Origin of the sequence: Pantoea eucalypti (genome assembly GCF_009646115.1) — a bacterium.
In the GTDB taxonomy this organism is placed as follows: domain Bacteria; phylum Pseudomonadota; class Gammaproteobacteria; order Enterobacterales; family Enterobacteriaceae; genus Pantoea; species Pantoea eucalypti.
In genome coordinates, this window is record NZ_CP045720.1 from 2,343,241 (window position 1) to 2,369,798 (window position 26,558).

Consider the following 26,558-nt stretch of genomic DNA (forward strand, 5'->3'; position numbering starts at 1 on the left):
CATGTTATTGCCATCATATACTTCTACAGTTACAAAACTACCAGTTTGAGGATCAAACACTGAGGTGGATACTTTTGAACCAAACGTCAAAGCTTTCTCATTGATATATTCTGCCCCTGATTTCAGGTAGCCCAGCTCAGCCATTTCTTTAAACGTACTAACAATATAACCAGGCTTCCCGGGTTTGACTGATTTAAACCCATCAGAAGAAGTTAACTCCTTAACATCACTAACTTCGATTGTTAAACCGTCCACAGGTGTGAATGGAATTAAATCAATATTGATATCAGCAACTGATGATTCCGCAGACGCAAGAAGCGTAATGGCCAGAAAAAATTGAGCCGACCTCAAAAGAGCTCGTTTGTTACATGAAGACTTAGCTTTACCTTTAGCCAGTTCTGAGGTGACATCATATCGCTGACAGGCGGCATTCCATTTTACTTTAAAAATTTTATTCATGGTGTTGTGCTCACATTGATTAATAAAAGTCAGAAAATAAATTGAATAAGTACGCTCGCAAGGCACCACCAGCCCAGTGAAAAAACGGTAATAAATATCCAGGCAGAAGGGCGCAGAAGTTCGTTATTCATCAGGGAAGATATTTTTTTCATTTTTTACTCTTGTCTCCAAGGCTCAGCGCAGGTGTGAGCACGTCCGGAGATGATTCTGTCACCTTGAGACCACATCAAGAATCAGACGGCAGGAGGCGCCCTGTAAGCCAGGGACTACATATGCACTTTTTTATTCTTAATTTTTAAACCAGCACGGATTTAACTAAGAAGGTGGGAAAAGCGCCGTAGGAAAGGGACTACATAAATATATTTTTTGCATGTGATGATTCTGCAGAATATAGTTGAATGATGTTTAACAGAGCAGATTGAATATGGCCGCGTTTATAATCATTGACGACCATCCGCTGGCGCGCCTGGCTATCCGGATGCTGTTAGAAAAAGACGGACATAATGTGGTGGCCGAGTCTGACAGTGCTGACCGCGTCGTAGAGCTTGTCAGGCAGCACGACGCCGGGGCGCTGATAATGGACATTGACCTGCCGGGTATAAGTGGCACGGAGGCTATTGCCCTGTTACGCGCGGCTAACATCCGCGTACCGGTCATCGTTATGAGTGGAAAAAATCCTGAATATTACACCCAGCTCAGTATGAAGGCCGGTGCCAATGGTTTTATCAGCAAGCAGAACAGCCTGGCCGATCTGTCCCACGCCGTCAGTGCGGTATTTTCAGGTTATGGCTACTTTCCGCTCAGGATGCACGAGTCCTGGGCAGAAAGTGTGGCTGATCCTGACAGTGACCGTCTGCGCCAGCTCTCAAAGCGCGAGTTCGAAGTTCTGCGCTATCTGGGCGAGGGCCGGGAGATCATGAATATTGCTGCGCGAATGGAAATCAGTAACAAGACTGTAAGTACCTATAAGGCGCGGCTGATGGAGAAACTCGGCCTTAAAAACCAGCGCGACCTGCTGGATTTTACGCGCCGGAATAATATCTCCTGATGCGCGCCTGCCTTCTGCTGTTGTGCATACTGTTACCGACTGCGGGTGCCGAGCCGGTAAAGCTCAGTTACACCCCTGCTGCCCTGCAGGATGTTAAGTCACCGGTACTTTCCGACGCGCAGTGGCGCTGGCTGGGACAAAAACGCGAGATGACGCTGGCGTTATATGGTCCAGCCCGTCCCCCTGTAGTGAGAACAGATCCGTCACGACGCCTGACCGGTTACCTGCCGGACTTTGCCTGGAGCGCGGCCCGTAGTATGGGGCTGACACTGAAGGTGGAGCATTACGACCGCGCAGAAGAGGCTTTCGCTGCGCTTGACGCGGGACGGGCGGATGCGGTGTTCACTCCTGCCGGCGATGCTATCCCAAAACACTATAATGCGGGTGATCTCGTCACCGTAGCTGAAGCCCTTCCCGTAGAGGTAACGCGTCGCGGAGCTGCAAACATTAAAAAGCCGGCCCGGGTACAGTCTGAACTCAGTCCCGGGCGGCAGCTTGCTCTGCTCGACGAGGGAGCCATAGCATCAGTCATACTGCCGGCTGGCGAGGCGTGGTATCTGACCGGACGAAACTTCGTTAACTCCCTGGAAGTCAGCCGCCTTTCGGATGCTCCCATGTCCCCTTACCGGCTTATCACAGACGGGCGCGAGCCATTATTCAGCGACGCATTGCGCACAGCGATAGAAAATCTGCGCGCCAGTCAGGTCGGCGAGATACTTGCGTCACGCTGGGATCAGAACGATCTGACACGCTTTGTTGCCGCACCACTTAGCCTGACCCGTGAGGAGAAGGCATGGCTGAGCCAGCACCCTGAGGTGCCTGTAGCCGGCTCAGCCTTCAACGCACCGTTCTTCGTCACTGGTTCTGGCAGTGCACCTGCCGGCATCGGCCCGGAGCTGCTCGCCCTTGTGAGCCTCCGCACGGGCATCCGGTTCCGCTACATAGATATCGGTGACAGCAGGGACCTGCCCGACGCGCTGGTACGTGGCGAAGTACTGATGACGTCGCCCCTGATATGGAGTCAGGAGCGCAGCCAAAGCCTGCTGTTGAGCGCCCCGTTTATGTCCACGCCAATGGTGATGGTGACACGCAGTGATTTTGATGGCTCTATGCGGCGCGCCGACCTGGTGCCCGGGCAGGATGCCTCGGCCTGGTTCACCTCAACGTGGCCGCTTGCCACGGTAACCTGGACCGGGAATCCAGGGCTTGCCATGCAGCGAGTGGCCGACGGTGACACCGACGCCACCCTGACTACGCTCACGGGAGCCCGCTATCTGACTCAGGGCCTCTACCGGGACCGACTTTCCCTTCGCGAGAGCCTGCCACTGGAGGATGCAGCCGTAGTGTTTGGTGTGCGCCGGGCCGATCCGGAGTTACTGTCAATACTGAATAAAACCCTGGCAATCATCCCGCCAGACATCGTCACCGCCATTCTCGCTCACTGGCAGTCCACGCCGGCTGCACGTTTTGATACGTGGAAAATTTATCGTACTGAGTTTTATACTGGCGCGGCGGGTGCGCTGGCGCTAATCCTTGTCACCGCCGCCTGGGCCGCATCGCTGCGCAGGCAGGTGCGGCGAACCCGGCAGGCTAAGTCTCTGCTACGTCAGGAAGTCGCATTTCGCGACCGGCTGATTAACGGGCCGCCCCGTCCCGTCTACGTAACCGGCCGAGACGGAGATATTATCCACACTAACGCGGCGTTCAGACGCTACTTCACCGGTAGTGCGGCCGGTCGTCTCAGCCTCCCGCTCTGGGACAGCCGCCATCCTTTGTACAGGGTGTGGGCGGAGTGTATGCAAACACCGCCCTCAGGAGATATACCGCTTGAGGCCGAGTTCGAACTTGACGCCGGGAATGGGTCTGGCCAGACAATCCGGCACTGGATGACGAGCTTTCAGGAAGGTGATGGAGAAACCGGTGGATATATCGGGGGCTGGCAGGATGTCACGGCTTACCTGAATATGCAGACCGCACTTCAGGAGGCCCGGGCCGAGGCCGAACTTTCGAGCAGAACCAAGAGCCGTTTTCTTGCGACCATGAGTCATGAAATCCGTACACCGCTCAGTGCCGTTATCGGCCTGCTTGAACTGCAGGTGCAGGAGCAACGTGCTGATACGGAGCTCATTCGTGTGGCTCATGAGTCTTCGTTGAGTCTGCTGGCGCTGATAGGTGACGTGCTTGATATCGCGCGTATCGAGTCCGGAAAGATGAGCCTTCAGCCCCGCTGGACGCCGGTCGGGACGATCGCCAGGCCTGTCATACAGGCATTTACCAGCCTGGCACGGCAGAAAGGTGTCGCGCTTTCCCTGGAGATGCCTGATGACGCTGACATCTTTGCCGACGATCATCGTCTGCGGCAGGTGCTGGCAAACATCACAGGAAACGCGGTGAAATTTACACAAGCGGGACATATACGTGTGCTCGTTACACTGATGACAGAAAGGCTGAGTATCGCCGTGGAAGATACCGGCCCAGGCATAGCTAAAGGCGACCAGGCAAGGCTCTTTGCACCTTTTGAACAGGCACAGGATACGGCTCCGGGCGGCAGCGGACTGGGTCTTGCCATCAGCCGCGAGATTGTCACACTGATGGGGGGTACACTCACCCTTGAGAGTATGCCAGGGCGCGGCAGTACTTTCACGCTGGACGTGCCGGTACAGACCCGCCCCCACACGGCTGAACCTGAAGAAATATCCGAACTGCCACGCGGGCGGCCTCGCCGGGTGCTGCTGGTAGACGACCACCCGGCTAACAGGCTGCTCATATCCAGGCAGCTCGCACTCCTTGGTCATCAGGCGCTGATCGCTGATGACGGGCGCGCCGGTATACAGGCCTGGCGCGAGTCACACCCTGATATCATACTGACCGACTGCAGCATGCCGGAAATGGACGGTCCGGAAATGGCACGTCTCATCCGGCAGGAGGATCCGGACGTTATCATCATCGGCATCACGGCTGACGCACAGGAGTCCGCCCGCGAACGCTGTCTGGCCGCAGGCATGAACGACTGTCTGTTCAGACCCGTAGAACTTTCACGGCTGGCTCAGGCCATCAGTGCGTATGAGCCGCCCGGCTCAGGGCCGGATGACGATCTGAGCGGGTGGATTGACCGCGCTGCGCTCGATGCCTTTATTCCGGACAGCCCTCAGGAGGCGGACCTTTTTATCCGCACCGCCATCAGTGAGACCCGAAGCGACCTGCAGAGCGCCAGACAGGCCGTTATGGAAAACGATTTACCTGGCGCCTGCCGGATTTTTCATCGTATTGCCGGTACGCTGCGGGTGACCGGCATCCGCCGTCTGGACGAACAGTGCGCGAAGCTGGAGGAGCTCGCTGAAATGGGGGAAGAGCCTGATGTCATCCTTCATCACGTCCTGAAGGCAGCAAATATGCTTGAAGCCTTCGCCCTTGCTTTTAACGCCAAATCTCCTCGCTGAAACCAGGACAATACCTACAGCCATACATGACACTATCTGATTCATCCACGCTGCTGGCTGGGGTGTAATAACACTCAGAGAATGCGAGGAGATATTATGTTCACAGTAACCGTGATGGACAGCGACCAGTGGATAGCACAGGGCATCAACTGCTATTTCAGTGAAAAGCACATAAGGGTCCGGCTGGTTGAGCAGGAAGAATTTGATGTTGCACTGCGCATTGCCGCAGGCTCAAATGTGGTAATCAGCGAACTCTGCGCTTTCGGCAGGGACGTGCAGGCCGTAACAGAGCTGCTGGTTTCATTGCGCCGCGTTTCCCCGAACACCCGGCTGATTATCCTGACGGATATGCGCGAAAAGGCAGTTATCAGCCATGTACTCAGCCGCCTTCCCGGTGTCTGCGTACTCTCTAAGCGTTCTGACATCCTGCAGCTTGCAGGCGAAGTGTTCGGCTATGCAGTCGGACCTCAGGTGCAGGAGGAAGCCCTGACGGTCAGAAACAACAAAGAGGCCCTGACAGCGCGGGAGTTCGGATTACTGCGCCTGCTCGCTACTCAGCGCAGCCTGACCGACATTGGCCATCGGCTTCAGCTGAGCGTTAAAACTATCAGCCAGCACCGTAAAAATATCATGCTCAAGCTTGGCTGCCGTACGTCGGTAGAGCTGTCTCCTCGTCTGAAAAGGATGGGATTTGGACGGCGTACCGCCTGATGAACCTTGCTGTGTTGGCAGACGGCTAAGGGGCATGCCGTTCTGCCGGGGGGTCTTTATCCGTGGCCCCTTTTTTTTATTCCCCGTGTACAGGATGCACAGCTAAAGCAGCCTGCGCACTCAAGATAATTAATCCTCCACCAGGGATATATGGCCCCCCATTGCTGGTATTTGGCTCCCGGATGGGGGCCATTTTTTTACCAAAATCTATGCTGGCCTGCGTAACCGAATTTCCGCCTAATTAAGCGGATAGTCCCCCTTTTCAATCCGGCTTCATTTATCTTTGGATAGCTTTGTAAATTAAGATCAGTACCTGATCATCCAGATAAAAACCGTCTGATGGCAGCTTTTAGTCGTACGTCCGCTTTTCGCTCATAACGGACATTAATCACCTATAGTCACTGCGCATCTTTAGCCCCTCCCTGGTTGATATTAAACACAACTGCTCACCTGAACTAACCCGCACACTCTCCAGATCTGCTCCAGCAAAACGCCGCACCATCGCCAACAGTGCAGGTAAGGCCTGCCTGAAGAGCAAAGTGTGCGAGCCAGGAAGGGCGAGCCCAATCCGCATGGATGCGGGATTCCTTTGCGATCAGGCAGGCTTTTCCTGCACGACGCACCGGCTCACCAAACCCTCCCAGCCTGCTCACCCGAAAAATCCCGCATACTCGCAGACCTGCTCCAGCAAAACCCCGCGCCATCGCCAACAGTGCAGGTAAGGCCTGCCTGAAGAGCAAAGTGTGCGAGCCAGGGAAGGCGAGCCCAATCCGCAGGGATGCGGGATCCCTTTGCGATCAGGCAGGCCTTTCCTGCACGACGCACCGGCTCACCCGCTCATCAAACCCTCCCAGCCTGCTCACCCGAACAATCCGCAGGGATGCAGGATCCCTTTGCGATCAGGCAGGCCTTTCCTCCGCAACGCATCTCTCCCCAACTCCCCCACCCCGAACCTGCAAATCCGCCCGATAAAACCGCACCACCTCACCCACCACCAGCAGCGACGGCGACACCGGCTGATCCCGCGCGACCGTCTCCGCCAGCCCACCCAATGTGGTAATCAGCACCCGCTGATCCGGCCGGGTTCCCTTCTCAATAATCGCCACCGGCGTCTCCGCATCCCGTCCCTGCGCCTGCAACTGCGCACTGATCGACGCACTCCAGCTCAACCCCATATAAAACACCAGTGTCTGATTCTCTGCCGACAACGCAGCCGCATCCAGCTGCGGCTCGCCACTCCGCCCATGCCCGGTAATCAACCGCAACGACTGCGCACAATCCCGGTGCGTCAACGGAATGCCGCTGGCCGCCGCACAGCCCACCGCCGCGGTAATCCCTGGCACCACCTCACAGCGAATCCCGGCCTCCTGCAGGCTCACCATCTCCTCGCCACCCCGCCCAAAAATAAACGGGTCGCCTCCCTTCAGGCGGATCACATTGCGCCCGCTACGCGCCAGATCCACCAGCAACTGATTAATCTGCGCCTGCTTCAGCCCATGCTGCCCCGGCTGCTTACCCACATCAATGCATAACGCACTCTCCGGCACCTCTGCCATCACCGCTTCACTCACCAGCCGGTCATACACCACCACCTCAGCCCGCTGCAGTAAACGCAATGCTTTCACCGTCAGCAACTCCACATCACCAGGGCCTGCACCCACCAGCCATACTGCACCCTGCGGCTTTGTCACACCGGCCGGAGCCAGTAACTTATCCAGAGAATCAATTGCTCGCGTCATCATTCCTCCACAACCACATCGGACAGCAATAACTGCTTCAGCTCCGGAATACAGGAGCCGCACTGTGTGCCGCACTTTAGCTTCTCGCCTAACGCCTGAGTAGTGCGACACCCCTGCGCCATCGCCTGCAAAATCGTCTGCTCACCCACCGACATACAGCTACAGATAATCCGTCCCGCTGCACGCCGCTGCATCGCCTGCCCCGCCAGCACGCTGTGCCGCCCGGCTGCATCCTGCGGCGCATCCGCAAACGCCGCCGCAACAAACGCACTATCCAGCGACGGCAAGGCGCTACCGGCATAAAACGCCAGCTGCAATGCACCGTCGCGCCATGCCAGCAACCGGTAATCAGCGCCGCTGCCAGTGGCGACCTGCACGTCACAGCCTGACAGATCAATCTGCTCTGCCAGCCACGCCTGCGGCGATCCCGCACCCGCCACGGCATAGCGCTGCACTGCCGGATAAGGCGCGCGCGACCAGTAACGTAATCCCGCGAGCGGCGCAATCTCACGCTGCCAGAACCAGCCCTGCCAGGTCACCGCCAGAGGACGAATCCGTACCGGCGTCTGCTTCAGCGCAGGCTGCCCTGAAAACGAACAGGCCTGGCCGGCGATCAGCATATCGACGTGACTCTGCTGACTGAACTGCCGGTTCCAGTGCATCGGCACAAACAACTCGCCGCGCCGCATCCCCGCATCAATACGCACCCGGGCGCTGATCCAGCCCTGCGCAGACTGCACCCGCGCCAGAACGCCCACCGTCACGCCATACTGCGCGGCGTCAGCAGGATGCAGCGCCACAAAGGGCTCATCGCAATGCTGCATCAGACGCGGCACCAGCCCGGTACGCGTCATGGTATGCCACTGATCGCGCACCCGACCGCTATTCATCAGCAGCGGGTAAGCAGAATCTCGCCGCGGCAGGAGAGGCGTGGCCGGGACAAGCAGACGGGCTTTACCGTCCGGATGGAAAAAGCGGCGATCGCCAAACAGTCGGGCGCAACCCTGCGGAAAATTACAGTTCACCGGCCACTGCACCGGACGCAGTGCATCCCATTCAGCCTGACTCAACTGCGCCAGCCCGCTGATATCAAACGCGCGCTGGCCATGATTTTCAAAGCCCGACAGCGCGGCATGCTCGCGGAAAATCTCCGACGGATGCTGCCAGTTGAAGCCCTCACCAAAGCCCAGCCGCTGCGCCACCTGCGCCAGCAGCCACCAGTCAGGCCGTGCATCACCTGGCGCGGCGGCAAAAGCGCGCTGACGCGAAATACGCCGTTCTGAATTTGTCACCGTGCCGTTCTTCTCACCCCATCCCTGGGCCGGCAGCAGAATATCGGCAAAGGCGCTGGTATCGGTCTGCGCCATCACATCCGACACAATCACCAGCGGGCAGGCCGCCAGCGCCTGCGCTACGCGATTCCCCTCCGGCATCGACACCGCCGGATTGGTGCCCATAATCCACACCGCTTTCACCTCGCCTGCCGCAATTGTCCTGAAAAGGTCCAGTGCGGTCAGCCCCGGCTCGCGGGCAATCGTCGGGCTGCGCCAGAAGCGCTGCACCCGATCGCATTCTGCTGCCGTAAAACTCATGTGCGCCGCCAGCTGATTTGCCAGGCCACCCACTTCACGTCCGCCCATCGCATTCGGCTGTCCGGTCAGCGAAAAAGGTCCGCAGCCCACGCGCCCTATTTTACCCGTCAGCAGATGCAGATTAAGAATCGCCTGGTTATTGTCGCTGCCGGTGACGGACTGATTAATCCCCATACACCACAGCGTAAGTACACGCTCATGCTGGCTGAACAGCTGGAAAAAATGCGCGACCTGCTGCTCCGTTAAATCACAGGTATCAGCCACCCGCACCACATCCCACTGCGCAGCAGCGGCCAGCGTTTCATTCACGCCATTAAGGTGAGGCAACATGCTGCTATCAAGGCCATCGTGCTGAGCCAGCCAGTGCAGCAGACCGGAGAACAACGCCGAATCACTGCCGGGCCGGAGCGGCAGGTGGAGATCGGCCTGGTCACAACTTGCCGTGCGGCGCGGATCAATCACCACAATTTGCATTGCAGGTCGTTGCTGCTTTGCCTGCATCAGCCGCTGCCAGACCACAGGATGCGCCCAGGCAGCATTGGAGCCAACCAGCAACACCAGATCGGTCTGCTCCAGATCCTCATAGCAGCAGGGCACCGCATCGGCTCCCAGCGCCCGCTTATAGCCGACCACCGCCGATGCCATACAGAGCCGTGAATTGGTGTCGATGTTGGCGACACCGATGTAGCCTTTCATCAGCTTATTGGCGACGTAGTAATCCTCCGTCAGCAGCTGGCCAGAACCATAAAATGCCACTGCCTGCGGACCATATTGATCGATCACCGCACGCAATCCCGCCGCCGCCGCATCCAGCGCCGCATCAAGGCTGACCGGCTGGCCGTTAACTTCGGCGGTCAGCAGACGTCCCTGCGACGTCAGCGTCTCACCCAGCGCCGCCCCCTTAACGCACAACCGGCCCGCATTGGCCGGATGCTGCGGGTCGCCAGTCACGGTTGCCTGATGAGGTCCCTGCGGCGTGACGCAGACGCCACAGCCGACGCCGCAATAGGGACAGGTGCTGTTCATGATGCCTGCGCCAGCTGATTGAGCGGACGATTTGCCAGCCAGATCTGCCCCGCTTCGAGCTTCACCGGCCAGCAGCGCAGCTGGTGCTGCGGATTATCCAGACTCTGGCCGTCACGCAACCGTATCCGCTGCTTGTAAAGCGGAGAGATCACCACCGGCTCACCGCCGACATCGCCCAGGATCCCGCGCGACAGCACGCTGGCGTCGCTGCCAGGTTCGCGATCTTCCAGCGCAAACAGCGCGTCACCCAGACGGAACAGCGCGACACGCTCACTGCCAAGTCGTGCGCCAATCCCTGCCTCCGGCGGAATCGCCTCCAGTGCGCAGATTGCACTCCAGGGCTCAGCGGGCAGTTGCAGCAGCGGACGCGCAGGTACGGATTCAGGCTGACGCTGACCGCGTACCCGGCTGTAGTACAGCGATTCATCAGGCTGGTCGCTGTTGATCGTCGGCGTAAACAGCGCAAGTCTCGACGGGTCCGCCAGCGTGGTCTGCCACTCACACTGGTACGCGTCAACCACCCGCTGCATCTCCTGCTCCAGCGTCGCGCCCAGCCCGAGGCTATCCTCAATCACGACCTGCCGCAGATAATCCAGACCACCTTCCAGATTGTCCATCCAGACACTGGTACGCTGCAGCCGATCGGCGGTACGGATGTAAAACATCAGCAGGCGATCGACATAGCGCAGCAGCGTCGCGTCGTCGAGATCGCTGGCGAACAGATCAGCATGGCGCGGCTTCATCCCGCCATTCCCGCAGACGTAGAGGTTCCATCCCTTTTCAGTGGCGATCACTCCGATATCTTTGCTCTGCGCTTCTGCACACTCTCGGGTACAGCCCGAAACCGCCATCTTGATCTTGTGCGGTGCGCGCAGCCCCTTGTAGCGGTTCTCCAGCGCAATGGCGAAGGCGGTCGAATCCTGCACGCCGTAGCGGCACCAGGTCGATCCCACACAGGACTTCACCGTTCGCAGCGATTTGCCGTAGGCGTGACCGGTTTCAAAACCCGCTTCCAGCAGCGTCTGCCAGATATCCGGCAACTGGTCGAGCCGCGCACCTAACAGGTCGATACGCTGACCGCCGGTGATTTTTGTGTAGAGGTCGTAACGCGCCGCCACCTCGCCAATGGCGATCAGCCCCTGCGGCGTGATCTCACCCGCCGGAACGCGCGGCACCACGGAATAGGTGCCATCTTTCTGGATGTTGGCGAAGTAGCGGTCGTTGGTGTCCTGCAGCGGCAGATGCGCCGGTTTCAGCAGATAATCATTCCAGCAGGAGGCGAGCAATGACGCCACCAGCGGCTTGCACACTTCACAGCCGTTCCCCCGACCGTGCGATGCCAGCAGCGCATCGAAGGTTTTAAACTCGCCAGCCCGCACCAGGTGATACAGCTCCTGGCGTGAATAGCCGAAGTGGTCGCAGACATCTTTTTTCACCTCAACGCCGAGATTTTCCAGCTGAAACTCCATCACCTGCTTCACCAGCGCCGCACAGCCGCCACAGCCGGTGGCCGCTTTGGTGCAGCTCCTGATGCTGCTCATCTCACCGCAGCCCCCTTTCACCGCCGCGCAGATATCGCCCTTGCTGACGTTGTGGCAGGAGCAGACCTGGGCGCTGTCCGGCAACGCCGCGACGCCTGGCGCTTTTGGCGCACCGGCAAGTGCAGGCAGAATAAGGCTTTCCGGTGCGGCAGGCAGCGGTAAGTCATTAAGCATCATCTGCAACAGCGTGGCGTAATCGCTACTGTCACCCACCAGCACGCCGCCCAGCAGCCGGGTGCCCTCCGCAGAGACCACGATTTTCTTGTAGATGCCTTTTGGCCCGTCGGTCCAGTGATAGTGCTGGCTGCCCGGCGTGCGGCCGTGAGCGTCACCAAACGAGGCGACCTCCACGCCCAGTAGTTTCAGCTTAGTGCTCATGTCTGCACCGCTGAATGCGATGGGTTCAGCCGCCAGATGTCCGGCCAGCACCCGCGCCATCTGATAACCCGGCGCGACCAGGCCAAAGATCTGACCGTTCCACAGCGCGCATTCGCCGATGGCAAACACGTCGTCATCGCTGGTCTGGCAGCGATCGTTAATCTCAATGCCGCCGCGCGGTCCCAGCGTCAGACCCGCCTCACGCGCCAGCTCATCGCGCGGCCGGATACCGGCGGAAAACAGCACCAGATCGCCGGGTAAACTGCTGCCGTCGGCAAAGCGCAGCACCACGCTGCCGTCAGGCTGTCGCTCAATCAGTTCGGTCTGTTTCGAGGTGTGAACCGTCACGCCCAGCGCATCGATCTTCTGACGCAGCATCAGCGCACCGCCCTCATCAAGCTGCACCGCCATCAGGCGCGGCGCAAACTCCACCACGTGCGTTTCGAGCCCGAGCTGCCGCAGCGCATTCGCCGCCTCCAGACCCAGCAGGCCGCCGCCAATCACGATGCCGCGCTGGCTATGGCGGGCGCAGGTGGCAATGGCATCAAGGTCGTCCAGCGTGCGATAGACAAAGCAGCGATCGCCGTCGTGGCCCGGCACCGGGGGGACAAACGCGCGTGAGCCAGTCGCCAGCACCAGCTTATCCCAGGCAAGTTCACTGCCCGTGCTGTCACGCAGGCTGTGCTGCTGGCGGTCGATCGCGACAACCGAATAGCCACTCCGCAGTTCGATACCGTGCCGGGCAAAGAAGTCCCCGTCGACCAGCGACAGGTCGTCGGCCGTTTTGCCGTTGAAATAGTCCGACAGATGCACCCGATCGTAAGCCTGCTGGCGCTCCTCGCCATAAACCACGATGTGATAGTGCTGATGCATTTCGCGGGCAACCAGCTGCTCAAGAAAATGGTGACTGACCATGCCGTGACCCACCACGGCTAAAACCGGTTTACTCATTTCAGGACTCTCTGCAGCCTGTGGCTGCGGTTCAGGTTGATCGTGATCGAACAGGGCAGCGAACGTGACAGGTTCGGCGTGCTGAAGACGCTCCATCAGCGCAGGCCCTTGCCGGGTGTCGCCAGAAAGCAGCACGCCACAGAGGCGGCCATGACGAAGAAAAAGACGGCGATAGTCGCCGGATATCGGGTCAAAACTGCTGATAGAGGGCGCCTCACTGACGTCGCCCGCGCTGAACAGTGAAATGCCACTCACTTTGAGGCGTGTCGCCAGCGGCTGGCTGACAAAATCCGCCAGCGGCGATCCGGCCAGTTGCGCCGCCAGAATCTGCGCCTGCGCCAGACAAGGCGCGACCAGACCAAAGGTTTCGCCCGCGATTTCACAGCACTCACCCACCGCGTAAACTCCAGGAATGGCACTGCGCAGCTGACCATCCACCAGAATGCCGCGCTGACACGGCAGACCCGCCGCCTGCGCCAGCGTTATCCCGGGCTGAACGCCGATGGCGATGACCACCTGTGTGGCGGCAACGTGGTGGCCGCTGGTCAGCGTCACACCCGTCTCGTCAATCGCCACAAGTCCGCTGTTGAGTTCACAGCGGATGCCGCGCTGCGCTAATGCCGTCAGCAAGAGCTCGCCCGCTTTTGCATCCAGCTGGCGATCCAGCAGCCAGGGTTTGTGGTGGACCAGCGTGACATCACGGCCACGGGCGCGGAGTGCTGCTGCCGCTTCAATACCCAGAAAGCCGCCGCCCAACACCACCACCGGTCCCTGACCTGCCAGCAGTTGCCGGACGTCAGCAATGCTGCGAAAAACCCGGACGCAATCCGCATCGATGCCAGGAATCGCGGGCAGACGAGGCTGCGAACCGGTGGCAAACACCAGTTGATCCCAGCTGAGCTGGCGCCGATCGGTCTGCACAGTACGCGCGGCAAGATCGACCTGCAGGACGGTTTCACCGTTCAGGAGCGTGACGCCGTGCCGCTGATACCACGCCTGATCGTGGATCAGGGTGTCACTGAAGGATTTTTCACCGGCCAGCACCGGCGACAACAGCACGCGGTTGTAGTTGCCGTGCGGCTCGCGGCCAATGACCGTGATGGCGTAACGCTGCGGCGCACGTTGCAGCAGGCTCTCCACCATCTGCATCCCCGCCATGCCATTACCTATCACCAGCAACCGTTGCCTCATGGTCTGCTCCTTATGCCGCCGTGGTCTGTTTTTCATAAAGAAAATGCAGCACTTTCTGGCGCAGCTGGTGGTAGCGCGGCTCATCCGCCAGCGCGACCCGCGAGCGCGGACGCGGCAGATCAACAGTCAGGATTTCGCCGACCTGTGCTGCCGGGCCGTTAGTCATCATCAGTACCCGGTCGGAGAGCAGCACCGCTTCATCCACGTCATGGGTGATTAGCACGATAGTGGTATTCAGCTCCTGCTGGATACGCATCACGCTGTCCTGCAGGTGGGCGCGGGTTAACGCATCCAGCGCGCCAAACGGCTCATCCAGCAGCAGCACGCGCGGCTTCATCGCCAGGGCACGCGCAATGCCAACGCGCTGCTTCATGCCACCCGAGATTTCGCCAGGCCGCTTGTGCATGGCGTGGCTCATCTGTACCCGATTGAGGTTGTGTTCGATCCAGTCGCGCATCTCCGCTTTGTTGAAGCGCCCTTTAAACACCTGCTGCACCGCCAGTTCAACGTTCTGAAATGCCGTCAGCCACGGCAGCAGCGAATGGTTCTGAAACACCACCGCACGCTCCGGACCCGGTCCGGTGATTTCGCGGTTATCACACAGCAGTACGCCGCTGCTGGGACGGGTTAATCCGGCAATCAGGTTCAGCAGGGTCGATTTGCCGCAGCCCGAATGGCCAATAAGGCTCAGGGTTTCGCCTTCGCGGATATCAAAACTGACGTTGTCCAGGGCCAGGAACTCGCCGCTGGCGGTATTGAAACGCTGGCTCACCTGCTGAACGCGAATAATGTGTTGCTGCATGATGTTCTCCTTATTTTTCCCAGCTGAAACGACGCACCAGCAGCATCAGACCCTGCTCCAGCAGGAGCCCGACCACGCCGATAATCAGAATGGCGATCAGAATGTTTGCCACGTTGAGGTTGTTCCACTCGTTCCAGATCCAGAAACCGATGCCCAGACCACCGGTCAGCATTTCGGCGGCGACGATCACCAGCCATGCGATGCCGATAGAGAGACGTACGCCGGTGAGCACCGCAGGCAGCACGGCGGGCAGCAGAATCCGGCGCATCACCGTCCATTCAGAGAGCTGTAACACCCGCGCGACGTTGAGGTAATCCTGCGGAATGCGCTGCACCCCTTCGGCGGTGTTGATGATCATTGGCCAGATTGAACAGATGAAAATGGTCCAGCTGGCGGCTGGCTCGGCGCGCTGAAACAGCAGCAGTCCAATCGGCAGCCAGGCCAGCGGGCTGACCGGGCGCAGCAGAGCGATAATCGGATTGAACATCCGCGCCATAAAGGTAAAGCGTCCCAGCAGAAAACCGGACGGAATGCCCACCAGCGCGGCCAGGCCGAAGCCGATGGCGACGCGCTGCAGCGAGGCCATTACATTCCAGCCGATGCCCTGATCGTTGGGGCCATTGCTGTAGAACGGGTCAGCGAACAGAACCTGTGCAGCCTGCCAGGTCGCGTAAGGCGAAGGAAACGAGGGTTCAAACAAGGCGGCGATCTGCCACACCAGCAACATCAGCAGCAGGCCGCCCGCAGCCGGAATGCAGCGCTGCAAAAACGGACGCAGACGTGCCGGACGAACGGCGGCTTTCGGGGTGACCTGTAACGGAATTACGGTGGCACTGTCGGGGGTTTGCTCCGGCTGAGCCAGCGCGCGCGCGTCAGTTCTCATAACAACCTCTCTTAACGTTTGATAGCGAAACTGGCGGCGTAGGCGGCAGGATTGCTGCCATCCCAGACTTTGCCGTCGATCAGGGTGCTGCTGCGCATCTCACTGGCGGGCAGTGCAATCTGCCCGACTGCGCTGGCCGCCTGTTTGTAGATGTCGATACGGTTGATCTGGCGGGCCACGGTAAGGTAGTCGGGATCGCTGGCGAGCAGGCCCCAGCGTTTCATCTGCGTCAGGAACCACATGCCGTCGGAGAGCCACGGAAAACTGACGTTGCCGTTGTCGAAGAAGCGCATCGGGTGCGCGTCCTGCCAGGACTGCCCCAACCCGTTCTGATACTGGCCGAGCATTCGCCCCTGTAGCGTCTCCACTTTGGTGTTGATCCAGGCCCGCCCGGCTAACACCTGCGCGGTTTCACGGCGGTTATCGTCTGAGGCATCAATCCAGCGCGCCGCCTCCAGCACCGCGGCGGTCAGCGCGCGGGCCGTATTAGGATTCTCTTTCACCCACTGCGCGCGGGTGCCGAGCACTTTTTCCGGATGCTCCGGCCAGATCTGCTGGCTGGTGGCGGCGGTGAAACCGATGTTGTCGCTGATGGCACGCTGGTTCCACGGCTCACCGACGTAGAAGCCGCTCATGTTGCCAATCTTCATGTTCATCACCATCTGCGGCGGCGGCACGACCACGGTGCGCACATCGTTAAACGGATGAATGCCGGCATTAGCCAGCCAGTAGTAGAGCCACATAGCGTGCGTGCTGGTGGGAAAGGTATGCGCGAAAGTCAGGCTGCCTTTGGGACTGCCATCCACGGCTTTTTTCAGGCTGACCGCATCGGTGACGCCACTGGCTTTCAGCTGGTTCGAGAGGGTGATCGCCTGGCCGTTGTGATTGAGCGTCATCAGGTTCGCCATGTCGTGCTGCGGTCCCGCCACACCCAGCTGCAGTGCGTAGATCATGCCGTAGAGCACATGCGCCGCATCCAGTTCACCGGAGGTCAGCTTGTCGCGCACCGCCGCCCAGCTCGCCTCTTTGCTGACCGCCAGCGTCAGGCCATACTTCTTGTCGAAGCCTTTGACCGACGCCATGACCACGGGCGCACAGTCGGTAAGCGGAATAAAGCCCACCCGTACCTGCGGCTTTTCTGGCGCATCGGAACCTGCCGCCCAGACTGAATTTCGTAATCCCGGAACGATCCAGGCCGCACCCAGTGCAGCACCGGAGATCAGCGCCTGACGTCGTGTCAGTGAAAAAGGCGTTTTGCTCATCATGTTGCCCCTGAACAGAAATAAAAAAAGGCGTCCTCCGACAAGCCGAAGCCTGCGGATGGACGCCTTTATCCAAAGCACTGACCCCACCGCCATTGGCGGGAGCAATGCGTACTCTCTGTAAGGTTAAAGCAAAGGGTGTGCCAGATCGCCGAAGCCGCGTGAATGCCGATCTGCGGGAAGAGGCTGGTGATAAATTAACCGTTTTTGCACGTTTCTGACGCAGATCACGCACAAACGCTGTGCAGCTACCTCATCCGGGTTAGGTGTTCAGAGTCTTCGCCACCGCCAGCACCGCCTGCGCGATCTCCAGTACCCGCTTATTCTGATTCATCGCACTTTTGCGCAGCGCCTGCCAGGCCGCCTCTTCGGTGAAACCCTGCTGCTGCATCAGCCAGTGCTTGGCCTGATCGATCACCCGACGTTCGTCGAGTGAGGCACGCATTGACGCCAGCTCATTCGTCTGCTGCTGCAAACGCTGCGACTGTTCTCCAATCAGCGACAGCACCGAGCGCCCGAGCTGCGGGGCAAGGCCGTCACTGTTGAGCGCAGCTGCACCATGCAGCCAGTCAGCGCCGGAGACATAAAGCGAAAAGTTGCTGTCGCCCTGTACCATCGTGAACATCGGCTGTTGGTGCGCCTGATCAATCGCTTCACGACAGCGCTGCATCAGCGTAGCCGTCAGGGCATCCTCAAGGGTTTTCATCTGATCGAGCCGCCTGGAGAGCAGAGAAAACCAGTGGAGTGCGCCGGTCTCATCACAGGGCCCTCCGGTACAGGCGATGCGCCGCAGACGTTCAATGTCCCGGCTGGCCTGAGACAGCGGCTGCCAGCGTTCGCAGGTCGCGCTGTCAGCAAATTCCTGGAAAGTGGCAAAACTCTGCTCCTGGGCCGCAATCAGGGCCACCAGCTGGCTACGCTGATCGGGTGTGAAATGACGCGCCGCAAAGCCCGCAGCTCCGATTGCCCGTTCCTGCCCGGCCAGCTCTTTGCCCTGCATAAAACTGAACAGCGCGATAAGCGCACGGGAAATCGCGGGATAGCTTGCCGTGTCGGCGGCTTCAAAGACCAGATTAAGTAAGGTGCGAATAACCTGATTAAACGCGGACATCGCTGCAGCCTGATCATGCTCTCGCTGGCTGATCTGCTCACGCAGCGCGGGTAATCCGTCCAGCGCCTGCAGGGCCGAAGCAATCAGATTGCAAAAGCGGCTAAAGCCAGGCTGCGCAACGGCGGGCGGTAGCGCCCGGTAAAAATGCTGCAGGCTGGCACTGACCTCCTGCTGACGGGCGTGACGTTCGGCGCTGAAGAGCGCGCCATTTGAGCAGATCCAGAGGTTGTTTGCGCCACGTTCACGCTGCAGTCGATGAACCAGTTCACTGATAGCGGTTATCAACTCGCCTGTCTCAAGCAACCGTTGCAGACTGGCAATATCGCTATTACGCGATGCCTGCAGCCATGTCATGGCATTACCCATTGCTCACCTCTGTGCGGTTAAAAGCTTTGAGAAGCAAAAGGCGTGCCGCTTTCGGTAAAAACGCGGACCAGAACAGGGCGTAAATTCTGATTTTGATAATATTCTTAACGCAAATCGATAAAATTTTTCGACAACAAGTTATTAGTAAAACTTAATAGTTTCCAATCGGATTAATTGCATGTCAGAATGCGCGGCACTGTTCTCAGGCAGTTTGTTGCCGCGATAATTCAGTTAACTTTAACTATCATATCTGCTGGCGCTTTTCTGGCTTCAAAACCCGCACGTAAAGTGCCCACTATCACGCATCGGCAGTGGGTGCAATGGTTTGAATTCTCAAAAGTCTTAGGTAGACTAAAAGCGTTACTATCCCGATGTAAACTGACCTTTTTTTGGAACACAGAATTTTGGCACGATGCGGCGCGACAAACAGCGCCTCATGACATCGGGTCCGGCAACATGCAGTTACTTTGATGAGATCACGAGGAACATGGTGAAAAAGAGTCTTGCGTTAACACTGCTGGCGGTCCTTACCCTGGCAGGCTGTAAGGCCCCGCCGCCGCCCGTCACTGACGATACGCTGGTCACCAGCGAAATTAACGGCGTCAAACTGGTCCATCGACACGCTGTCGCGGCACCGACTGAATTTGAACCCGTTAACCAGACCTGGCGCGCGCTCTATGGTGCATCAGTGATGACCTCGCCTGACTACGGCGGCAAAGTCGTTCGTTATCTCGAAACGGGTAAACCCTTTGAAGTATTGGGTAATGTGGAACACAGCTGGCTGGCCATTGCCGACCAGGCTGACGGTCCACTGATCGGCTATGTGCCGCTAAAAGCAGGCGTCGCGAGCGATCGTTATGATGCGACCGTGCAGAGCGACCGTCCCCGTCCCCGCAAAACCAAGCAGGTCTGCGTAGCCGTTGGCGGTGACAGCAAAGCCTGTCGGACTAACGATACCGCGACCTGGATCTTAGACTGAATATGAAATCCGGCGCATATTGCCTGCAGCACCGTCCCGGGCTGTGGGTACAGGGATTAGCCATTGGCTGGAAGATCACTAATTAATGACTGTGGAATCCCCTGCGCGTGAGGCGCCCCCCTCAGGCAATGAGAATCTATTACTTCAGGCTGCGGCGCCACTACTGAACGCGGTAGTACAAATTCGTCAGGCAGCCACACATGACGACCCTGCGGGTCTGCGCCAGTCTCTGATCGATGAAATCCGCCAGTTTGAACAACGCTGTAAACAGGCAGGGCTGCCTTTTGAGATGATTATCGGCGCGCGTTACTGCATCTGCACTGCGCTGGATGAAGCCGCGGCGCAGACCCCATGGGGCACGCGCGGGGTCTGGTCTGGCAACGGCATGCTGGTCACCTTCCACAATGAAAGCTGGGGCGGTGAAAAATTCTTTCAGCTACTGTCACGCATTTCACAGAGCCCGCAGCAGCATCTCTGGCTGCTGGAAGTCGTGCAGTACTGCCTGCTACTGGGCTATGAGGGCCGCTATCGCGGCAGCGAAAATGGTCGCAACCAGTGCGACGGCATCCGTAATCGCCTGAAAAGCCTGATTGATGAAACGCGCGCTCAGCGCCAGACGCCGCAACCGCCACTGGTAGAAGTTCATCCGCTGGTGAGCACTCTTGCCCGTCCCATGGTACCGCTCTGGGCCTGTGCCATGCTGGTCGCGCTGATTGGCTGCCTGATCTACAGTGGACTAAACTGGCGGCTTGGCAATGCCGCCGAACCCCTGCTGCGCGCCATCTATCAGACCCCCCTGCCGCAAATTACCGCGGGCCGCCGACCCTCTTCGCCACAGGCATTGCTGGACCTCCGTCAGCGCCTGAATGATGTGATTGCGGCCGGACAGCTTGAAGTCAGTGACGGCGCCTTTGGCAGCAAAGTGATTATTCCGGCGGACAAACTGTTTGCTGAGCAAGGTACGGTGATCAATCCGGTGGGCCGGGCGCTGCTGGCGCGCGTCTCAAACGCGATGAAAGATGTCAAAGGGACCATCCTGGTCTCGGTGTTTACCGACGATCATCCGGTGGATAACAGCCGCTTTGCCTCCAGCTATGAGTTTTCCTTTGCCCGCGCCCGCACGATCACTCAGCTGTTACAGGTTCAGCTGAACGACGGTCATACCGTTCGCTCTGAAGGCCGTGGCGATAGCGATCCGCTGCTGCCTAATGACAGCAGCGAAAACCGGACCCGCAACCGTCGCGTCGAAATTACCCTGTTTGCCGCGCCTGAAACGCTCAGTAATCATCAAGGAGCACAATAATGCGCGCCTCACTTCGCCTGCTGTTAACACATCGCCTGCTGTGGAGTTTTATTGGCGTTACGGCGCTGAGCTGCCTGGTCTGGATGCTCGGCCCGTTCTGGTCATGGGGCCAGTCACGCCCCCTGGAACCGGTTCTGCCCCGCCAGCTCACCGTAGGTGCGCTCTATTTTCTCTGGATCCTGTTTCAACTCATTCCGTCGCTTTATCGTGCCTGGTTTAACAGTCGCTTACTGACCCAACTTCAGCTGTCGGATAACGACGATCCTGCCGAGCGCCAGATGACAGATGAGCGGCTCAACCAGCGCTTCAGCGAAGCCGCGTTGCAGCTGAAACGCACGCAGTTTGGACGCCGTCACAGCGGCAGTTTACTGTCTCGCTTTAACGCCAATTATCTCTACCAGCTCCCCTGGTATCTGGTGATGGGTGCGCCCGGTGCCGGTAAAACTACCGCGCTGTTTAATGCCGGTCTTGAGTTTCCGCTCACTGACACCCTGGGCCAGCAGGCGATTCGTGGCGTTGGCGGCACCCGCAACTGCGACTGGTGGTTTACTGACAGTGCAGTGCTGATCGATACCGCCGGACGGTATGCGTTGCAGGAAAGCCAGCGCGTGCGCGATGCTGCGGAGTGGCACAGCTTTATCAATCTGCTGAAACGCTATCGCACTCGTCAGCCGATCAACGGTGTCATCATGACCATTAGCGTTGCCGATCTGCTGAGTGATTCCGCCGAGGCGCGTTTCGCCCAGGCCAGCGCGCTGCGCGAGCGGATGGCGGAACTGCATCAGCAGACCGGCATTCACTTCCCGGTCTATGTGATGGTCACTAAAACCGACCTGCTGAAAGGTTTTATGAGCTACTTTGGCTCTATGGATAAAGCGCGGCGTGACGCTATCTGGGGCTTCACCTTTAACTGGGATTCGGGTAAGCCGCACAAAGATGACTGGCACCGCAATTTTGGCGAGCAGTTCCAGCGGCTGGAAGAGAATCTCCAGCAGCATCTGTCAGGACAGATGACCCAGGAGCGCGATCTGAACGCGCGTGCAGAGTGCTTCCTCTTCCCGCAGGAGTTTGCCTCACTGCGTCCACTCCTGAACGAATATCTGGATATCGTTTTTTCTGAGCATCAGGATGCGGTCGCCTGGAGCCCGCGTGGCCTGTTTTTCACCAGTGGCACGCAGGAAGGCCTGCCGTTTGACCGGGTGATGGGAGAACTGAGCCGCAAACTGCAGTTACGTCAGGCGGGCGATCACTCCATTGCGGCCTGGGACAGTGTTAACCGCAACAGTCCGATTCCGGGCAACAAAGGCCAGAGCTTCTTTATTCGTGACCTGCTCAGCGATCTGATTTTCAAAGAAAGCGGTCTGGCGGGCAGTAATCGTCGCTGGGAGTACCGTAATCAGCTGTTCCACTGGATTGGCTATGGCGTACTGGCCGGTGCACTTCTGATCGCCTCCAGCCTTTGGAGCCTCAGCTACTATCAGAATCAACATTATCTGCAACAGGTTGCCGCGCGGGTACCGGCGATACGCGAGCAGAGTCAGCAGGTGATTCATCAGCCTGCTGATAATATTTTTGATCTGCTACCCTTTCTGAACAACCTGGTAAAGCTACCGCTCTCAGAACGTTTTTCTCTCGATAATCCACCGCTTACCATGCGGGCGGGTTTATATCGCGGTAGCCAGGTCAGCGATGCCGCCTGGGTGCTTTATCAAAATGCGCTTAAGTCTTTATTGCTGCCGCGGGTAGCACAGCAGATCACTAACATTCTGCGTAACGATCCCGGTGATGATAACGCTTACAGCCGCAATGCGCTGCGCGCCTATCAGATGCTTTATCAGCCGCGAAACTACGATGGCGAATTTTTGCGGGCCTGGCTGCTGCAAAATTTACAGCGTTCACTGCCCGACACAGTAAGCGCCCGCGATCTGCAGCAACTCGACTGGCACCTGAGCCAGTTGCTGGACCAACAGATTCAGTCATCGCCTTATGCACGGGATAATGCATTAATGATGCGTAAGCTGGCGGAGAATCTGAACATTGCGGGCCAGAAAGGTGACATGCTGGCGGTTACGCCGCTGCACCAGGCCCCGCCATCACACTCGCAAAGCGAGTAACGGTGAGGTGAATATGGCTGCTTACATCGCCCCCGGCTGGTATGGCAAACTGCCATCGACCGGTGACTTTTTGCACCGTCGGCTGAGCGAGCAACAGATTAGCCCCTGGAATCACTGGTTCCAGCAGGGATTGATGCACTGGCATCAGCAGGCGTGGTCCAGTAGCGCGAACTTCCTTCACGCGCCAGTGTGGAATTTTGTCCTGCCGGTGACCGCGACCCGACCCCAGATACAGATGGGCTGTTTACTGCCCTCCTGTGACCGTGTTGGACGCGCCTGGCCGCTTCTGGCACTGCACAGCTTTTCACTGGCGCAGTGGCATCCGGCCCAACTGACCATCTCTGGTGACTGGTTTCAGGATCTGGGCGCGACGCTGTTACAGGCTGTTCAGACCCCGCTGGATGGTGAGCAGTTAGAGCAGCAGATTCAGGCATTGCCGCCGCTGCTGGTTCCCGCCAGAAAGCCTTCTGAAATTATGGATGTGCTCGGCTTTCAGGATCTGCCCTGCACGCTGAGCTGGCGTGAAGTGGCTGAACGCTTTGACCCTCAGCAGCACATGAGCTACTGGTGGAGTAATCGTAGTGATGGGTTTGTCCATGCGACCCACAAGCACAGCGGCAATCTCACTGCGCAACTGTTTTCGTTACTGTTCAACCCGGCGGCAGGTTCACTGCCGGGACGTAATGGCCTCTATCCTCCGATGTTCGAGTGAGGCCGGATGCGTTTGCTGTTTAATCTGGGATAACTCATGCAATTTACCATTGTGCAAAGCACCGCGGATTTTCCGGTCAAAAGCGTTGCGTTTCAACCGCCTGGGGGCACCATTGGCCGCAGTCAGGACAACGATCTGGTGCTGCCTGATGAGACGCGGGCTATTTCGCGTCTGCAGGCACTGGTTCACCTGTCACATGACGGAGAGTGTCGCCTGACCAATCAGGGCAGCGTGACGCCGGTAGAACATAACGGCATCGCCCTGGGGCGCGGCATGCAGGTGCTTCTGAAGCATGGCGATGCGTTGCGCATCGGTGACTATGCCCTGGAAGTGCGTGATCCCGCCTGCAATGACGCGCGAAACGATCCCCTGGCGCTGTTTGCTGGCGACAGCGCCGAGCCTGCAAACCCGCTGGGCATTCACGAACATCATGAAGTTGAGGATCGGCTGCTGGTCAACGATTCTCCTCCTTTACGCCACGAGCGCCACAACGATGCGCGTCTGGCCATCGATCCGCAGGCCAGTGAGCCGCAGAAAGCGTTCATGACACAGCCGGTGGATCAGGATCGGCTCATCGCCGCACTGCTGGACGGCATGGGGCTCAGCAATGTGCATGCCACACCGATTGACGAAGAGCAGATGCGGATTACTGGCCGGATGCTGAGCCTGTTTTCTCAGGGCACCGTGGCACTGCTCTCGTCGCGATCCATTCTCAAGCGTGGCGTAAAAGCAGACATGACGATGATCCTGAACGAAGCCAATAATCCGTTCAAGATCCTGCCCTCCGGTAAAACTGTATTGATGCAGATGTACCAGAGCCAGATGCCCGGTTTTATGCCGCCGGAACAGGCAGTACGTGATGCACTGGTCGATTTGCAGGCCCACCAGCTGGGCATGATTGCCGGTATCCGCGCCATTATTGCGGCAATGCTGCAATCCTTTAATCCACAGCGTCTGGAAGAGCAGGCGCGTGCCGATGGCGTGGTATCAAAGCTGCCATTTTCCACCGTCAAAAAGGCGGCGCTGTGGGACTACTTCATGCGTAATTACCAGCGAACTGCCGGTGAGATTGAAGATGATTTCCACACGCTGTTTGGCGAGGCCTTTCTTCATGCCTATGACATGGAGGTGAATCAGTACAAGGACTCGCAGACGCGGGTAGATGAAACATGAAAATTGTTTTTGCCAGCCGCTGCCAGCAGGGCTTACGCGATGAAAATCAGGATCGCACCGGCACGGCGCTGGATGAGCATAAAGCCTGTTTTGTGGTCTGCGATGGCGTAGCCGGTTTGCCTGGCGGGGAGATCGCGGCGCAGCTGGTGCGCGACACCCTGCTCAGCCAGATAGAGGCGCATGACGGTTTTACGCCGGAAATGACCCGTCAGGCGATTGAGCAGTGCCGCCTGGCGCTGCACGAGGCACAGGGTAAAAATCCGAAATATTCACGCATGAGTACGACGCTGGCGGCCCTGTTTATTGACCGCCATAAACAACGTGCATGGTGGGCGCATGCAGGTGACAGCCGGGTTTACCACTTCCGCCGCGGCGCGCTTCATGAGGTAACACGGGATCACAGTCTGGCCCAGCAACTGAAAGATGCAGGCTATGAAAATACCGGCATTAACAGTAATTTACTCTATAATGCGCTCGGCGCTGAGCCGTCTCGCTTAGTGAGCTTTTCAGAAGAGATTGCGCTGGAAGATGGCGATGCTTTTCTGGTTTGTACCGACGGCTTCTGGCTGAATCTGACCAGTGATGAAATGGAACAGGCGCTGCGCATGGTGAATGCGTGTGAAGAGTGGCTGGCTTTGATGGAACAGGCGGTGAGCCGCAACGTGAAGAAAGATAATCTCAGCGCACTGGCGGTCTGGATTGGTGAGCCAGAAGAAGCAACATTGCTTTATTCACTGGCTGATTCGGCGCGCTTTCTGCCGCCTCGTTTTTGATTCCAAGGATCCTTATGAAACTGTGGTTGCCCGGCATCATCACCCTGCTGATTGCCTTTAATGCCCAGGCTGAAAATTATCGGGTGGTCTACTCCCCCAGCCTGGCGCTGGAGGTCTACATCGATAATGTGGTGAGCAAAGCGCCCGACGACTGGTGTAAAGAGACGCTGCCGCTGCGCATCGTCTCCGGTAAAAGTAAGGATTCCGCCGTGCTGACCACCTTTTTACCGCGCGTCGGCACCCTGCTCGCCAATCAGTGCGGATTACTGGATGAACTGCCCTGGCAGATGACCAACAAAGAAGGTGGCGTCATGGCCAGCGGCAGCGCAAGCAAGTTGCAGAACTGGCGCCCTATTGTGATGGCGGATGCCACCGTTAGCGCCAGTGACAGCAACGCCGCACCACTTGACCTGTCACGGCCTGCCAATAGCACGCCGCTGCAACATTTTGATCTCCCCAGCGGCTGTCACTTCCGCACCGCTTGGAATGAAAATGCTCAGACGCTGTTTATACCGGACGTCAGCAAGCAGCACTGCTCGCCGGATGGCTGGGCTGAGGGCAAGAGTGAGCTGACGCTGGTGACCCCGGAACATCCCACGCCGGTCGCTGTCACCTTCTATCAGGGCTATCCCATCGCCAACCTGGCGATTCCGGACAGCAAGCTTGAGGTCATCGCCGCTAATAATCAGCGCATGATTGTGACCCGCCCGGACGCCTCAGATAGCTGGCTGGTCCTGCCCTTTGATGCACGACAACATGTCTGGCGCTTCAATGGCGCACTGTTGATTAAAATGGATAAGAATGCTGCGCAGCAGAATGCTGACGCGGTGAAATCGCGAGTCGATACCTTGCGCAGCCAGTGGGCGCCCTATTTCATGCCACAGCAAAAAGTGAATGTGTTACTTATCGACACCCTGCACGCGGATCTGGTTGATCCTGCCATTGGTGCCTGGCGTAACATCAATTAATTACCGCGCAGCCTGGCAATCAGGCCGTGTACAGAG

At 58.3% G+C, this 26,558-nt stretch carries 17 protein-coding genes and 1 pseudogene; 10 read left to right on the plus strand and 8 right to left on the minus strand.

Annotated elements, in window-relative coordinates:
* Positions 1-375: 375 nt before the first annotated feature.
* A pseudogene (locus EE896_RS22870) lies at positions 376-459 on the minus strand (ESPR domain-containing protein); the annotation flags it as partial.
* A 424-nt stretch (positions 460-883) separates the two neighbouring features.
* Here EE896_RS22870 and EE896_RS10870 point away from each other — a divergent pair.
* The 3 genes from EE896_RS10870 (at position 884) to EE896_RS10880 (ending at position 5,658) form a co-directional block, all read left to right on the plus strand.
* A complete protein-coding gene (locus EE896_RS10870; RefSeq protein WP_140915558.1) occupies positions 884-1,507 on the plus strand; it encodes a response regulator in 624 nt (207 codons plus the stop codon).
* A complete protein-coding gene (locus EE896_RS10875) occupies positions 1,507-4,947 on the plus strand; it encodes an ATP-binding protein (protein WP_140915557.1) in 3,441 nt (1,146 codons plus the stop codon). Before EE896_RS10870 ends, EE896_RS10875 begins: the two co-directional genes overlap by 1 nt.
* A gap of 96 nt (positions 4,948-5,043) precedes the next feature.
* Positions 5,044-5,658: a helix-turn-helix transcriptional regulator gene (locus EE896_RS10880; RefSeq protein ID WP_167518471.1), complete on the plus strand. Its 615-nt coding sequence runs from the start codon at positions 5,044-5,046 to the stop codon at positions 5,656-5,658.
* 899 nt (positions 5,659-6,557) lie between these two features.
* Here EE896_RS10880 and cobA read toward each other — a convergent pair.
* From cobA to EE896_RS10915, 7 genes are all read right to left on the minus strand, one after another.
* The gene (gene cobA / locus EE896_RS10885) at positions 6,558-7,397 is read right to left on the minus strand and encodes a uroporphyrinogen-III C-methyltransferase (protein WP_008926166.1); all 840 of its coding nucleotides are present in this window, start codon (positions 7,395-7,397) and stop codon (positions 6,558-6,560) included.
* Positions 7,397-10,015 carry a nitrate reductase gene (locus tag EE896_RS10890; RefSeq protein WP_140915555.1) on the minus strand — a complete coding sequence of 873 codons (2,619 nt, stop codon included), beginning with the start codon at positions 10,013-10,015 and terminating at the stop codon, positions 7,397-7,399. The genes cobA and EE896_RS10890 overlap by 1 nt, the downstream gene beginning before the upstream one ends.
* Complete coding sequence (nirB, locus tag EE896_RS10895; RefSeq protein ID WP_140915554.1) at positions 10,012-14,076, minus strand: nitrite reductase large subunit NirB; 4,065 nt, start codon at positions 14,074-14,076, stop codon at positions 10,012-10,014. The genes EE896_RS10890 and nirB overlap by 4 nt, the downstream gene beginning before the upstream one ends.
* 10 nt (positions 14,077-14,086) lie before the next feature.
* Positions 14,087-14,878: an ABC transporter ATP-binding protein gene (locus EE896_RS10900; RefSeq protein ID WP_105099246.1), complete on the minus strand. Its 792-nt coding sequence runs from the start codon at positions 14,876-14,878 to the stop codon at positions 14,087-14,089.
* Between the two features lie 10 nt (positions 14,879-14,888).
* Complete coding sequence (gene ntrB / locus EE896_RS10905; protein WP_140915553.1) at positions 14,889-15,761, minus strand: nitrate ABC transporter permease; 873 nt, start codon at positions 15,759-15,761, stop codon at positions 14,889-14,891.
* An 11-nt stretch (positions 15,762-15,772) separates the two neighbouring features.
* Positions 15,773-17,023, minus strand: coding sequence for a CmpA/NrtA family ABC transporter substrate-binding protein (locus EE896_RS10910; RefSeq protein WP_140915609.1), 1,251 nt, complete (start codon positions 17,021-17,023; stop codon positions 15,773-15,775).
* A gap of 262 nt (positions 17,024-17,285) precedes the next feature.
* The gene (locus tag EE896_RS10915) at positions 17,286-18,500 is read right to left on the minus strand and encodes a nitrate regulatory protein (protein ID WP_140915552.1); all 1,215 of its coding nucleotides are present in this window, start codon (positions 18,498-18,500) and stop codon (positions 17,286-17,288) included.
* Between the two features lie 487 nt (positions 18,501-18,987).
* Here EE896_RS10915 and EE896_RS10920 point away from each other — a divergent pair, with 487 nt between their 5' ends.
* From EE896_RS10920 to EE896_RS10950, 7 genes are all read left to right on the plus strand, one after another.
* Entirely contained in the window at positions 18,988-19,479 is a 492-nt protein-coding gene (locus EE896_RS10920; protein ID WP_181162208.1) for an SH3 domain-containing protein, read from the plus strand.
* Positions 19,480-19,564: 85 nt separating this feature from the next.
* Positions 19,565-20,782, plus strand: coding sequence for a type IVB secretion system protein IcmH/DotU (gene icmH / locus EE896_RS10925; protein WP_003853120.1), 1,218 nt, complete (start codon positions 19,565-19,567; stop codon positions 20,780-20,782).
* Entirely contained in the window at positions 20,782-22,896 is a 2,115-nt protein-coding gene (gene tssM / locus EE896_RS10930) for a type VI secretion system membrane subunit TssM (RefSeq protein WP_003853121.1), read from the plus strand. Before icmH ends, tssM begins: the two co-directional genes overlap by 1 nt.
* 13 nt (positions 22,897-22,909) lie before the next feature.
* Entirely contained in the window at positions 22,910-23,608 is a 699-nt protein-coding gene (tagF, locus tag EE896_RS10935; protein WP_003853123.1) for a type VI secretion system-associated protein TagF, read from the plus strand.
* A 36-nt stretch (positions 23,609-23,644) separates the two neighbouring features.
* The gene (gene tagH, locus EE896_RS10940) at positions 23,645-24,781 is read left to right on the plus strand and encodes a type VI secretion system-associated FHA domain protein TagH (RefSeq protein ID WP_003853124.1); all 1,137 of its coding nucleotides are present in this window, start codon (positions 23,645-23,647) and stop codon (positions 24,779-24,781) included.
* The gene (locus EE896_RS10945) at positions 24,778-25,554 is read left to right on the plus strand and encodes a PP2C family protein-serine/threonine phosphatase (RefSeq protein ID WP_003853125.1); all 777 of its coding nucleotides are present in this window, start codon (positions 24,778-24,780) and stop codon (positions 25,552-25,554) included. Before tagH ends, EE896_RS10945 begins: the two co-directional genes overlap by 4 nt.
* Positions 25,555-25,568: 14 nt before the next feature.
* Positions 25,569-26,522 (plus strand): hypothetical protein, encoded by a 954-nt coding sequence (locus EE896_RS10950; protein WP_003853126.1) that lies wholly within the window; start codon positions 25,569-25,571, stop codon positions 26,520-26,522.
* Positions 26,523-26,558 lie beyond the last annotated feature (36 nt).